Raw genomic sequence first — 13,269 nt, forward strand, 5'->3', positions numbered from 1 at the left:
ATGACTGTGTGTCGCGTCACAGATCTTGACAGTTCCCGACATATTTTTATCATTTTCCGACATAGGGAGGTGGTCGCATGGGCAGTCTGATCCGTGCCACGAACCTGTGGGGGTACGGCGATCTGGTGAGGGAGCTCGGTGCTGACCCGGAGCCTTTCTTGTCGCGCTTCCACATCAAGCCGGGCATCGAATACCAGGAGGATGCGTTCGTCTCCTTCGAGGCGACCGTTCGTCTGCTCGAGGCGAGCGCCGCCGACCTGGACTGTCCGGACTTCGGGCTTCGCCTGGCACGCTGGCAGGGCCTGGACATCCTCGGACCCATCGCGGTGATCGCGCGGAATGCTCAGACCTTGCTCGGTGGACTGGAGTCGATTGCGCGCTACCTATACGTCCATTCCCCGGCATTGAAGCTGGCAGTCGCTCGGACTACCGGCGCCGACCTCCAGTTCATCTACAAGATGACCGAGCCGACTCCGCTGCAGATGTCCCAGGGGTATGAGCTGAGCATGGCCAACGCTGTTCGCATGATTCGCCTGCTCGGCGGACCTGAGGCGCGCCCCAGCTCGGTCTCATTCGTGCACGGCAAGCTGGGCTCGGACGCTGCCTACCGAGAGGCGCTGGGTTGCGCTGTGCTCTTTGGGCAGCCGTCGTGCGGGTTCGTGCTGCCGCGGGATTTGGCCGGCAGACGTATCGACAGCGCGGACCCCGAGACCAGGCGCATCGCCACGAAGTACATGGAGGCCCACTACGTTCCGAGCACCACGGCGCTGTCCGAACGCGTGGCCGAGCTGGCCCGTAGGCTGCTGCCCACCGGCCAATGCAGCGCCGAGGTCATCGCCGACCAACTGACGATGCATCCACGGACGCTGCAACGACGCCTGGCCGTCGAGGGCGTGAGCTGCCATGACCTCATCGAGCGGGTACGCCGCAACCAAGCGGCCAGATACCTGGCCGAACCACGGTTGCACCTCAGCCAGATCGCAGGCCTGCTGGGCTACGCCGAACAGAGCACCCTCAACCGCTCATGCCGACGATGGTTCGGGAAGACACCAAGGCAATACCGAGCGGACCTGTTGCTGCCGCAGCGAGTCCCATGAGCCCTGTCTTGTGGCGCTTCGAATCGGTAAGTCGGTAACGCTCGCTCTCGGCGGAACCGATACCGGGGGGAACCCCGTTGGGTCCGTCGCATCCTCGCCGAGGTCTGCGCCGGCGAACCACAACGGTGGGCCTGGCATCCAGGGCAAGTGGCGGTCGGTCTTGAGGACGAGATCGCCGCATCGCTGGAAGCGTTGTCGCAGTGGATGATTTGCCATGGCGACAGCGGGCGCACGACGGTCGCGATAGTGCGGGCCGATGAGCTGAGCACCTCGGAGGCCGATCGCGCTGTCAATACCGGTCCGATGTTGAACCGGCCATCGACTGATCTTCTGGCGTAGAAACAACATCGTCCCGACACTCGAAACGGTCGGACCGATGCGCTGTGTGACCCCGGTCAGCTGCTGCCGAACACGCCGCCTGGTATGAGATTGTGGAACAGCCGCCACAATGGATCATTGCCGCGACCGCGGTCGTGATCCCCCCACCAATCTTTGCCCCAATCATTGCCCCACCAATCATTGCCGTGGCCGTGGCCGTGGCCGTTGCTCTGGAAGCCAGGAGGGTCGTCCCAACGGTCATGCCTGATTTCGGTGCCGACCGCACCGGACGTCGCCGGATCGGCCGAGGCCGGAATCGTCGATATTGTCAGGGATACAGCAGCAATTGCGCCAGCGACAGCTGCGCGGGCCAATATCGGACGCGAAGTAGTGAATGTGGTTGCCATGAACACGACAGATCCTTTCTAGCGACAGTGAACGTGTTCACCATCCAATCTGCCCGAAGGAAACCGGCAGGTTGGAGATCGACAGCGCCGACGTACGGGTGCCCTGTCCCCAACCTATACCGGCCACACGTCCCACGCTGCTACAGAGTCCGACGACAATCTCGAGGACAACGCTGACAACAGTTTTTGTTCGGTGAAAACCTCTCTGGCTGCAGCCACGACCACGTGGATCAGGCGGCGGGCTCAGCCACTGCGGGACGTCACATACGTTCGACGAAGTCCACGATCATCGTGACGGCATGGGCCGCCTCGGGCACGCTCGACGCGGCGGTCTGGAAGGCATGGACCTGACCTGGCCAGACCTGCAACTCACACGGCGCGCCGTGCTCGCCGAGCCGCGCCGCCATGAGTTCCGCGTCCGGGTAGAACATTTCGTTCGAGCTGACTTGGATCAAGGTGGAGGCTGGCCGGTCAGATCGCACTGTGCCGGTGACTTCAGGGGGGTGTGGATTCCGCTGTGCGCTGAACGAACTCGGTGAACCGGGCGAAAGAGGACTGCCTGAACACCGTGCAGGTGCGGGCCGAAGGAGCCGCGAGATCGGCGCTGGCGTTCCAGTCTGTCAGTGGCACCATCGCGACAATGGCACTTAGTGCGATGCGCGGGTCCAGACGAACCGCAGCACAAGGATACGACCGGATGCAGGCAGGGCTTAGTAGTCCAGGCACGCCCAAAAGCTCCTCGCGCTCAGCGTTCTTGCCGGACCTCTCGAGCGCCACCGCCGCCGGTCGGATCGAGCGCATCACCGTCGAGGGCGAGCGGTTCGGCGATGCCGGAGAAGAGTCCCCTGGTGGCGCTAGTCGGGCCAGACGGGTGGGCGCTTCGCTAGGAAGGCCGCCATCCCTTCGCGGGCGCCGGGAAGTTGAGCGGCGGCAGCCATGACTTCCAGGGCGAGGGCGTAGGCATCTGCTTCAGGGCGGTCGAGTTGGGCGTAGAGGGTGCGTTTGCCGAGTGCCTTGCTGGCTCGGCTGCCCCGGGTAGCGCGGGCGAGCAACTCCTCCACGGCGGTGTCCAGATCGGTGTCTGGCACTGCTCGGTTGATCAGGCCCCACTGTTCGGCGGTGCGGGCATCGATCGGGTCGCCGGTGAGGGCCATTTCCATCAGGCGTTTGCGGCCGACGGCGCGGGCCACCGGCACCGCGGGGGTGTGGCAGAACCAGCCGCCCTTGCCGCCGGGAAGGGCGAAACCAGCTGATTCGGCGGCGACGGCCAGATCGCATGAGGCAACCAACTGGCAGCCGGCGGCCGTGGCCAGACCGTGCACCCGGGCGATCACCACCTGCGGCACCGACTCGATGGTCGACATGAGCTCGGTGCACAGTGTGAGCAGTTCCCGCACGCCGAGCAGGTCGCGCGCGGCGACGTCGGCGAAATCATGTCCTGCGGAGAACACCGGACCGTGCGCACCGAGAACTATCCCGGTGGCGTCGGTCTCGCTGGCGGCCCGGAACGCGGCGAGCAGTTCCGCCAGATGCTCGCCCGACAGCGCATTGCGCCGCTCCGGCCGGTTCATGGTGATGCGCACCGTGTCGCGGTCCCGCGCGACGAGCAAATGCCGATACTCCAAGGCGGTCATATCTCCACCGTAGATCTCTACGGGCCTAGCTAGTCGATCTTGGCCATCACATGCTTGACGCGGGTGTAGTCCTCCAGCCCGTACATCGACAGGTCCTTGCCGTGCCCGGACGAGTTGAACCCGCCGTGCGGCATCTCGGCGACCAGCGCGGTGTGGGTGTTGATCCACACGCAGCCGAAGTCGAGCGCGGCCGACACGCGGAGCGCCCTCGACACATCCTTGGTCCACACCGAGGACGCCAGCCCGTATTCGACGCCGTTGGCCCACCGAATCGCCTCGTCTTCGTCGGTGAACGACTGCACGGTGATCACCGGGCCGAAGATCTCGTGCTGGCTCAGTCGGTCATGCTGGAGCAGCCCGCCGATGACCGTCGGCTCGACGTAATACCCGTGGTCGCCCTGCCGGTGTCCACCGGCCAGGACCGAAGCGTGATCGGGCACCTCGTCGAGGAAGCCGAGCACCCGCTGTAGTTGGTTGGCGTTGTTGACCGGCGGCACCCAGGCGTCCTTGTCATCGGCGGCCTTGCCGAACGTCGTTGTTGCACTGCCGGCCTGCTCGGCCAGCGCCGCGGTCAAGTCATCGGCCACCGATGCGTGACCGAGCACCCGGGTGGCCGCCGTGCAATCCTGCCCGGCGTTGAAATAGCCCGAGGCCGCGATACCGGCGGCGGCAGCAGCGATATCGGCGTCGGGGAACACGATTACCGGTGCTTTGCCGCCCAACTCCAAGTGCGTGCGCTTCAGGCGGCCTCCGGCCGACTCCGCGACCGCACGGCCTGCGGCCACCGAACCGGTGATCGACACCATCTTCGGGGTCGGATGCGCGACCACCGCCGCACCGGTCACCCGGTCGCCGGTAACCACGTTGAGCACGCCTGGCGGTAGGTGCTTGGAGGCCAGTTCGGCCAGCATTACCGTCGTCACCGGGGTGGTGTCGCTCGGCTTGATCACCACGGTGTTGCCCGCCGCGATCGCGGGAACAAACTTCCAGATTGCCATCATCATCGGGTAGTTCCACGGGGTCACCTGCCCGATGACGCCGACCGGCTCCCGGCGGATCCACGATGTATGGCCGGCCAGGTACTCGCAGGCCGACTTGCCCTCGAGCACCCGTGCCGCCCCCGCGAAAAATCGGGTCTGGTCCAGCATCTGCGGGATCTCTGCGGCCAAGGTGATGTGGTTCGGCTTGCCGGTGTTACGGCCCTCTGCCTCGACAAGCGCGTCGGCGACATTCTCCAACTCGTCGGCGAAATCCAACAGCGCCTTCTGGCGGTGCGACGGCGTCGTGCGCTTCCAGTCGCTGAACGCCTTGGCCGCCGCTGAATACGCGTTGTCGATGTCCTGTTCGTTGGACGCCGGGGCGGTGCCGTACTGATCGCCGGTGGCAGGGTCGACGAGCGCCATCGTCGCACCGCCGACCGAGTCGACGAGCTTGCCGTCGATGAAGTTCTGGACCACTGTCATGATGCCTCCGCGGTTGCTCTGTTCAGTCGACAATTCGCTGGCGTGGGGAGGTTTGGTCGCCTCGGCATCTGGGCGCCGTCGTCTGCTACTACTTGTTCATCAACATTTCGATGTTATCGACACCGAATGGATTGAGCTTACTCCTTTTGTCGCTGCTGAGGACGATGCAGCCGGAACCTTACTCATTTGCGGGTTATTAGCGTCGTTTCGTCTTCCATTGCAATGACTTTCGTCTGCCGCTCGTCAGATTGTGGGCCGGCTCGATGAACTCGCCACCGTTGCCGTGCCGTTCGGCGCTCCCGTCGGTGGCCAAGGTCGGGACGTCGGCGTGCATCGGGCGCGGCCCGAGTTGGTCGGCGACACGGCGGTGACATGTCGCTCGCGGATATGGAACCTGTTGCACCATTGCATATTTCAGCATCGTCAGCCGCTCATGCCCCTGTCTCGCGACCATCCGGTACCGGGGCGGGTGCGACACCCACTCCAGCCATCGGCGCATCAAGAAACCTTGCGTCGAAATACAACCCAGGACGATAAAGAAGCAGCGCCCTATCACCCGGCGTCAGATGAGAGCTCGGAACGACTGCCGCCGTGCGCCCGCTCGTCCAGTTCTCAATAACTGCGGGAGTCGACTCCGCCACGACTCTGTCGAGTAGGCCAGGAAATATTAGTGCACACTATGTCTTCGCCGCCCGTACATGGTTGCGGAATTTATCTATGAAAATATCACGCATTATTTATGGAACTCGATCGCATATCCGAAGAACGACGACTGGATCGACACGCAGGTCTGTTTCCGTGGCAGTGGACACCGGAGGAAGGCGAGGCGTCCATTGATCACCTGCGCAGTGGCAGCGCCCCGATTGCGATGTCCACCGCCCGCAATTACGGGGTGTCCATCGGGGTGTTCCTGGCGTTCGTGCGTGACTCTCGCTACGGGTTTGCTGGGACCGGATCTGGACACCGCACAACCGGGCCGCGACGGCATGCTCATCATGACCAGCGGATTCGATTCAAGATCACATTCGGCTACCGACAAATCTGTCGCACACCCATGCTGGGCGGAAGGGTTGCGGCGCCGGTATCTGCGACAACGAGAACTGGCCTGTCGACGAGCATGTTCGGCACTCAGTACGGGGCTACCGGCTACTACGCCTGCGCGACACCCTCTTCTGGCCACGCCTCACGTTCGGCTGCCTGCTGCCTGCTGCTTTCCAGCGGTTGGCTAGGTGGTTGATATTACATACGGTCGACTGTATGTTTTGTTTGTCGGGTCGCCACGACTCGGTATCGACAGCGATTGAAGGATGCTCACCATGGATGGTCACCGTATGTTCGAGCTCGCGCAGATCCTGGCCGTTGCGAAGAGCAAGCAGGACCTGCCTGCGGCATTGCGGCTGCTCCACCCCGAAATGGTGTTGGAGAACCTGGCATTCGGGACGACGGCCCGCGGGTTGGCGGAGAACGAGCAGGCTCTGGCACGGTTCTTCGCGACGTTCCCGGACTATCACGTCGATCTGGAGGGGCACGCCGACGACGGCGAGTCGCTGGTGTGCTGGGGCACCGCGCGAATGACCATGACCGGCAACCGATTCGGTGTCATTCCGAGCGGCGAGCGCGCCGAGGTGCCGGTGTTCATCCGATTTACCTTCGCAGACGGCCTGATTGCGAACGAACGATTCTTCTTCGACCTGTCCAGCCTGTGCGCGCAATCGGGCGTGTCCACGGATGCGGTGCGGCACAAACTGTTCGGCGATACCGGCCGCAGGACGACCACGGTGGGAGGCCGGCGATGACGGTGGACGCGCGTGCGAAGGCTGTCGAAACAATCAGAACCGCACCGCTTTTCGACATAGTCGTGGATCTGAACCCGCGATTGGAGTTCGGCGACGGTGGCGCCCTCGGCCGCAGGGTGCTCTTCGGCGCGGCCGGTGGATCGTTCGAGGGACCCGGGCTGCGCGGCGAGGTAGTGGCCGGCGGTGGCGACTGGGCGCTGTTCCGTCCCGACGGGACGATGCTGCTGGACGTTCGGCTAACGCTGCGCACCGATGACGACGAGCTGGTGCACATGACCTACCAAGGCCGCTGGGTGATACCGCCGGAAGTGCGCGCCGAGATGGCCGACCCGGCCACCCGATTCCGGATCGACCCGGCACGCTACTACTTCCGGACGAATCCGCTGTTCGAAACCGGATCGACCCGATACGTCTGGCTAAACGATGTCGTCGCCGTCGGGACGGGGTATCCGGTCGACGGCGGTGTGGCCTACCACGTCGAGCGCGTGCTGTGATGCACACACCGACCATGGCCGCCGCTGCGGCACAGGAGCTTTCGCTGCCTCGGAGGCTGATGGCCGAGGCGCTCGGCACGGGGTTTCTGCTCACCGCTGTCGTCGGCTCGGGCATTCTCGGCCAGCGCCTCGCCGGCGGGAACACCGCCATCGCTCTGCTGGTGAACGCATTGGCCACTGCGGCGGCGCTGTTCGCGCTGATCGAGTGGTTCGCCCCGGTGTCGGGCGCGCATTTCAATCCGGTGGTGACGGCGGCCCTGGCCGTCCGCGGCGACATATCCCGACGCACTGCCATCGCCTATGTGCCGGCGCAAGTGTGGGGCGCTGTCACCGGAGTTGCCGTGGCGGACCTGATGTTCGGCGAACCGGTCTGGTCGTGGTCCACCTCCCCACGCCACGGCGGGGCACAGTTGCTCGGTGAATTCGTCTCGACCTTCGGTCTGGTCGGCGCTGTGTGGGTGTGCTCGCGGACCCGTCCTTCGAAGGTGGCCGGGGTGGTCGCCACGTATATCGGCGCCGCGTTCTGGTTCACGCCGACCGACTTCGCCAATCCCGCCGTGACGGTTGCCCGGGCGTTGACGAACACCTTCGCCGGCATCCGTCCGGCCGATGTCCCCGGCTTCGTACTCGCCGAAATCATCGGAGTCACCGCCGCTGTGGTCCTCTTCGGCTGGCTCCTGCCGGTCTCACCAGATACCGAGAGGTCGATGGAATGACGACCGAGCACGACGCCACGCAACCTGACAAGGACCGAACCGGTGATCGGCGTCGGCAGCGTGGGACACGATCGCGCCAGTTCATCACCCGGCACGCAGTCGATATCGCGTCGCTGGACGGCCTGGGCGGGATCAGCTTCGGACGTCTCGCCGATGACCTCGGCATCAGCAAACCGGGAATTCAAACACTGTTCCGCACCAAGGAAAGTCTGCAGCTGGCCACGGTGGAAACAGCACGCGAGGTCTTCGTCGGCGCGTGGCTACATCGCCCACAAAACTTTCGGCCTCCTCAAAGCACCCGCACCGCGACACGGCAGTGCCCGTCCGGACGAAAACGCCTCGCCTGATCGGAACATCGCGGCGACCGTTGACCGGAGATCGGGGTTTTCCTGAGACGGACCTGGTTGGTTCGATACCTTCAGGGGGGCTGTGGCGAATACGGTGAGGATGCGAGTGGCAGCGGTCGGTACAGAGTCGGTCGACGATCGGGTAGGCGCCGAGCCGCCGCCCGATGCCGGCGTCCAGCATTGGAACCCGTTCGTCCGCATCATATTTCGGCTCTGCTTTGTGTACTTCGGGCTGTTCTGCCTGGTGTACCCCCGGATCATCTCTGAGTTCCTGGGGCTGGTGGGCCGCTTGCTGCCGGACTCGACGCCGTTCTGGCTCGCACGCCTGTGGCGTCCCCTCGTCGAATGGACCGGCCAGCATGTGTTCAGCACAGACGCTGCCGCGCATGAGGATTCGATCAGTGGTGACCAGACGTTCCTGTGGGTGCTGCTGTTCTGCATCTTGGTCGTCGCGGTGGTTGCGACTGTCCTATGGACGGTTCTCGATCGGCGCCGGCCGAACTATGTGGTGCTGAGCAGTTGGTTCCTGCTCTTCGTCCGGCTGTGCCTTGCCGTGGAGATGCTGGTCTACGGGCTTTCCAAAGTTATCCCCAACCAGATGCCGTCGCCGGCGCTGGCCAGGCTGCTCGAGCCGTACGGAGATTTCAGTCCGATGGCCGTGTTATGGAGCCAGGTCGGGGTGTCGCAGCCCTACGAGATCCTGCTCGGCACTGCGGAACTGGTCGGCGGACTGCTGCTCTTCCTCCCGAGAACGACGACGGTGGGCGCGCTGCTGAGTCTGGTGTGCACGATGCAGGTGTTCGTGCTGAACATGACCTACGACGTCCCCGCCAAGATCCTGGCATTTCACCTGATGCTGCTGTGCTCGATGCTGTTGGCTCCCGAGGCGCGCAGGCTGGCGAATGTGCTGGTGCTCGACCGGCCCGCTGATCGCTCGACTCGACGCCCGCTGCTACGCAGCGCGCGTGGGAATCGGATCGCGGTGGGTTTACAAGCCGCACTTGGTATCTGGCTGCTCGTCTCGGGCGCGTACTCGAGCTTGGATGCGTACCGTGACCACGGCGCGGGCAGCAAGGCGCCACCGCTGTACGGGATCTGGACGGTGGCAGAGTTCAGCCTCGACGGCCAGCAGGTCCCCGCCTTGGCCACTGATGAGAATCGTTGGCAGCGTGTTGTTTTCGATCGGCAGAACGCGACCGTCCAGCGCATGGACGGCACGCTGGTACCGGTGATCGCCATAGTCGACACCAGCGCACACACGATCGCCATGGTGCTGCTTCCCACAGCGCCCGGCACGCAGCCGACCCCTTTGGGCGCCTTCACTTTCGACCAGCCCGCACCGGATCGTCTTGCCATGGCCGGACAACTGAACAGCCGGTCGGTGAGCATCGCCTTGCAACAGGTCGACCTGGATACCTTCCCCTTGCGCAGCCGCGGTTTCCACTGGGTCCAGGAATACCCGTACTTCCGCTGAGATGACCTCGTCCAAGCGCCGCCCGTCCGCCAGGCTCACTCGAATTCTCGATCGCGAGGGGTCGCCCGAACATCGCAATTGCCACCCACGGCAACACCTTCCGGCCGCAGGTAGCCGGAAGGCGCCCGGCCGAGTCCGCTTGCGCTGCGAGATAGGCGGCCAGCTCGTTTGGGCCTAGTGGGCCCATTTCTGGGCGGTTCCAGGGTTGATGCCGAAGAGGTCGCCCATGACTATCCGTCTTCAAGTGGTGGTGAGTATGCGGATTTCGCCTGCTGGGCCACGTCAGTTCGCGGCTTTGCCAGTGAGGGAATCGAGCTGAGTCAGGATCGACGGGTCGCTGATCTTCTCGTCCTCGGCGAGCAGGAGCACCTTGCTCAGAATGACGCTCGTCATCCGGTCCTCGTCGGCGAACGGCAGGAACAGCCGCCGGTGCGCCGTGGCGCCGAACGAGGCAGGCACCACACAAAGGTAGCCGCCCGGCTCGACGTGGATGCTGCCGCTGGTCAGATGCACCCGATAGGTCGCCCGGGTGCCGCGTACCACGGCCGAGTGCCCCTCGACGGTGACGCGGGCCAGCCCCAGGTCGGCAATGAGCGCCGCGAGCACCTGCGCCCGACTCGCCGCCTGCGCCGGCGATAGGTACGACTCCGGCTCGGTGCCGGCGACCGACACCGCCAAGTCCAGGTCTCGCATGACCTCGGAGAACACCACCGGCGAAACGTCGACCAGCGGTACTAGCGTGCCAACGATGCTGCCCGAGCCGGTCGGGGCGCCGTAACGGCCCGGGTCACGGTGGCCGCTGATCAGAAAGCGGACCTCACCGACAAGGACGTTCCCCATACCGAAGTAGCCGTGGAAGTCGCAGCGCAGCGCCGCTATGAGGCCGTCGCCGACGACGCGGGTCGCCTGATGATCGTCGTACTCACCATGGGTGAACCAGCCCCGACCAGACAGCAACTGACCCGCAATCCGGCCGTTGACCGCCTGACCTGCGAACCGCCGCGACACGTCGCCCGCCTCGCGTTCGGCCGGAGTGAGCACATACAGCTCCCGGAACGCCTGCTTGATCGGCTGTCGGAGGCGACGTCGCACGATCTCCGCCTGCCAGTCGGCGCGCACCCCGCGCTCGTGCAGTTCGACGGGGTGGACGGCGGTGACCGGGCCGGTGGTGTCGACTTGGTCGAGCAGGTCGATCACGCCTGCTCGGTCCCGCCAGAGCAGCGTGGGCAACATCGCCGCACCGGCGGGCAGCGACAGCAGTCGGACCAGCTCGTCCGGCGCCAGCGTCCCGGTGGTGGCGACCAGCCGCTCCACCAGCCCGGTCCGCATCCGGCGAGCCTGGTCCCGCAGTCGCTCCTGATGCTCACGAAGCCCCTGGTAGCCGGGGTCGGCGCGGACGGTGGCCGGCACCGACTTCAGCGCCTTGCCCGCCCGGCTGACTGTCATCGTCGGGTCGGCACTGTCGAATTGCAACGCGATCCGGTAGTCGCCGACCGCCAATTCCGTGGGGGTCTCGGTGGCGATGCGTGCCTCGCAGTCCCATTCGAGGCGGCTCGCCTCCGGAACGCCGGCCACCTGCGCCAGGTGGTCGAGGGCGACCACGATCGCGGCGGCGTGGCTGTGTCTGCGGTTGGGGCCGAGCTTGGCGCCTTTCTTCGCGGACTCGCGCAACGCCAGGTAGCGGTCGAGGACCGTCTCGTCCGGAGCGAGGGGCAGAAATGTGTCGACGCGAAGCAGGTCATCCGCTCGGTCGCCGTAGGCCGTGAGGCCCACGAGCAGCGCGGTCGGGGCGTGAGCGTCGATCAAATCGCCCGTTCGACGACGTTCCACTTTTCTGAGCATCAGGCCTTGCTTCGAGTGCACTCCAGGTGGATAGCGTCGTCGATGTTCAACGAGAAGGGCGAGTGTGGTGAGCGAATCGCGAGGGCGAAGTCTCGGCGGTCCGTCCGGTATCTCTCACCCGCGCCACCACGAAGGGATCACGACATGACCTCCACCGATACGCTTCCCACTACTACGCTCGGCAGCACCGGCATCGAGGTGGGTGTGCAGGGACTCGGCTGCATGGGGATGAGCGAGTTCTACGGAACCGCCGACCTGACCGAGTCGCGGTCGACCCTGGATCGCGCACTGGAACTCGGTGTCACCCTGTTCGATACCGCCGACATGTACGGCTCCGGCCATAACGAGGAGTTCCTCAGCGATTTCGTCGAGGCCAATCGGAACCGGGTGGTCCTGGCCACCAAGTTCGGCATCGTCCGCAAGGCCGACGATCCCACCTACAGGGGCATCGACAACTCCGCCGCCTACATCCGCAACGCGGTGGAGGACAGCCTGCGCAGGCTCGGTACCGACACCATCGACCTGTACTACATGCACCGCCGCAACCCGGAGGTGCCGATCGAAGAATCGGTCGGCGCGATGGCGGAATTGGTTGCGCAGGGCAAGGTGCGGGCGCTCGGTTTATCCGAGGTGACCGGTGACGAGCTGCGTGCGGCCCATGCCGTCCACCCGATTGCGGCCATACAGTCCGAATGGTCACTGTTCTCCCGGGATGTCGAGCGCACTGCGGTGCCCGCCGCCGCGGAACTCGGCGTGGCGTTCGTGCCGTATTCGCCGCTCGGCCGCGGATTCCTCACCGGATCCCATACCTCCGCAGGTGAATTGGCGGATGCGAAAGATTTCCGGCACACCATGCCGCGGTTCTCCGGCGACAACGTCGCGCACAACACCGAACTACTCGCCCCGCTGCGCGCCATCGCGGACGCCCGCGGCATCACCCTCGCAGAAGTCGCGCTCGCCTGGGTGCACACGCAGGCCACCGTGCACGGCCTGTCGGTTGTTCCCATCCCCGGCACGCGCCGCCGCGCCCGGCTGGCCGATAACGTAGCGGCCGCGACCATCGCGCTGACCGCCGCCGAGCTCGCCGTGTTGGAACCGATCGCGGGACAGGTCGCCGGAAGCCGTTACGCGGATATGTCTTTCACGTCCGTGGGTCGGGAATGAAATCCCACGACAGAGCACGAATTCGGCAAGAGCGTCGGCGACCAGAGGCATGAGTGGATGTCCTGGCATGCGAGAACATCAACACGAACCGTCTACCGCGCAGGAGTGTCAACTCCCTGCTCCTTCAGTGTCCAAGCTTGCGGCAGTGAGGTTCTGGGCAGCGAAGCGGGCGATGGTGCATGCCTGGCGTAGCTGGGCTTCTGGGTGCGCGGTGCGCTGCTCCAGCGCGGCGCGGATCCTCTCCAGCGATACGGTGGCTTCGCCGGCCGCTCGGTGAAGCACGGTGTACCGGTGGTCGAGTTCACGGTAAGCGAGGTCGATGTCACAGTAGCGACGGTGTAGGTCGGCTATGCGGTTGAGCAGGTCGGCCACCTCGCGTGTGGTCAGTGTGAGGTTGGGATGCTCCTCTCCCGAGAGGATCGCCTCGCCTGCGATCTCAGCGCAGCGAGCGTGCAGTACATCGAGAATGTCGGCCACACAGATCACTTCCTACACTGCGGCGGAGCGCTTCAGAGCT

General features: G+C 64.9%; 13 protein-coding genes. 7 read left to right on the forward strand and 6 right to left on the reverse strand.

The window, feature by feature from the left end; all coding sequences use genetic code 11:
* Positions 1-77 precede the first annotated feature (77 nt).
* The gene (locus tag OHA42_RS18665; RefSeq protein WP_406238759.1) at positions 78-1,097 is read left to right on the forward strand and encodes an AraC family transcriptional regulator; all 1,020 of its coding nucleotides are present in this window, start codon (positions 78-80) and stop codon (positions 1,095-1,097) included.
* Positions 1,098-1,492: 395 nt separating this feature from the next.
* Here the strand turns inward: OHA42_RS18665 and OHA42_RS18670 are convergent, their stop codons facing one another.
* The 4 genes from OHA42_RS18670 to OHA42_RS18685 all read right to left on the reverse strand — a co-directional run bounded on the left by OHA42_RS18670 (position 1,493) and on the right by OHA42_RS18685 (position 4,919).
* Complete coding sequence (locus OHA42_RS18670; RefSeq protein ID WP_406238760.1) at positions 1,493-1,822, reverse strand: hypothetical protein; 330 nt, start codon at positions 1,820-1,822, stop codon at positions 1,493-1,495.
* Between the two features lie 260 nt (positions 1,823-2,082).
* Positions 2,083-2,253 (reverse strand): hypothetical protein, encoded by a 171-nt coding sequence (locus tag OHA42_RS18675; protein ID WP_406238762.1) that lies wholly within the window; start codon positions 2,251-2,253, stop codon positions 2,083-2,085.
* A 423-nt stretch (positions 2,254-2,676) separates the two neighbouring features.
* Positions 2,677-3,456, reverse strand: coding sequence for an enoyl-CoA hydratase-related protein (locus OHA42_RS18680; protein ID WP_406238764.1), 780 nt, complete (start codon positions 3,454-3,456; stop codon positions 2,677-2,679).
* A gap of 29 nt (positions 3,457-3,485) precedes the next feature.
* Positions 3,486-4,919 carry an aminobutyraldehyde dehydrogenase gene (locus tag OHA42_RS18685; protein WP_406238765.1) on the reverse strand — a complete coding sequence of 478 codons (1,434 nt, stop codon included), beginning with the start codon at positions 4,917-4,919 and terminating at the stop codon, positions 3,486-3,488.
* Between the two features lie 1,316 nt (positions 4,920-6,235).
* Here OHA42_RS18685 and OHA42_RS18690 point away from each other — a divergent pair.
* The 5 genes from OHA42_RS18690 to OHA42_RS18710 all read left to right on the forward strand — a co-directional run bounded on the left by OHA42_RS18690 (position 6,236) and on the right by OHA42_RS18710 (position 9,746).
* A complete protein-coding gene (locus OHA42_RS18690; protein WP_406238767.1) occupies positions 6,236-6,715 on the forward strand; it encodes an ester cyclase in 480 nt (159 codons plus the stop codon).
* A complete protein-coding gene (locus OHA42_RS18695) occupies positions 6,712-7,209 on the forward strand; it encodes a DUF3237 domain-containing protein (RefSeq protein WP_406238769.1) in 498 nt (165 codons plus the stop codon). The genes OHA42_RS18690 and OHA42_RS18695 overlap by 4 nt, the downstream gene beginning before the upstream one ends.
* Positions 7,209-7,925: an aquaporin gene (locus tag OHA42_RS18700; protein WP_406238771.1), complete on the forward strand. Its 717-nt coding sequence runs from the start codon at positions 7,209-7,211 to the stop codon at positions 7,923-7,925. The genes OHA42_RS18695 and OHA42_RS18700 overlap by 1 nt, the downstream gene beginning before the upstream one ends.
* Positions 7,922-8,272 (forward strand): hypothetical protein, encoded by a 351-nt coding sequence (locus tag OHA42_RS18705; RefSeq protein ID WP_406238773.1) that lies wholly within the window; start codon positions 7,922-7,924, stop codon positions 8,270-8,272. The genes OHA42_RS18700 and OHA42_RS18705 overlap by 4 nt, the downstream gene beginning before the upstream one ends.
* Positions 8,273-8,372: 100 nt before the next feature.
* On the forward strand, positions 8,373-9,746 hold the full coding sequence (locus OHA42_RS18710) for a DoxX family protein (protein ID WP_406238774.1): 1,374 nt from the start codon (positions 8,373-8,375) through the stop codon (positions 9,744-9,746).
* Positions 9,747-10,028: 282 nt separating this feature from the next.
* Here the strand turns inward: OHA42_RS18710 and OHA42_RS18715 are convergent, their stop codons facing one another.
* Positions 10,029-11,588: a DUF4132 domain-containing protein gene (locus OHA42_RS18715; RefSeq protein WP_406238776.1), complete on the reverse strand. Its 1,560-nt coding sequence runs from the start codon at positions 11,586-11,588 to the stop codon at positions 10,029-10,031.
* A gap of 144 nt (positions 11,589-11,732) precedes the next feature.
* Between OHA42_RS18715 and OHA42_RS18720 the strand changes: the two genes are divergently transcribed.
* Entirely contained in the window at positions 11,733-12,752 is a 1,020-nt protein-coding gene (locus OHA42_RS18720; RefSeq protein WP_406238777.1) for an aldo/keto reductase, read from the forward strand.
* A gap of 108 nt (positions 12,753-12,860) precedes the next feature.
* Here OHA42_RS18720 and OHA42_RS18725 read toward each other — a convergent pair whose 3' ends face one another.
* Positions 12,861-13,229: a hypothetical protein gene (locus tag OHA42_RS18725; protein WP_406238779.1), complete on the reverse strand. Its 369-nt coding sequence runs from the start codon at positions 13,227-13,229 to the stop codon at positions 12,861-12,863.
* Between the last annotated feature and the right edge of the window lie 40 nt (positions 13,230-13,269).

Source organism: Nocardia sp. NBC_01009, assembly GCF_045208035.1.
In the GTDB taxonomy this organism is placed as follows: domain Bacteria; phylum Actinomycetota; class Actinomycetes; order Mycobacteriales; family Mycobacteriaceae; genus Nocardia.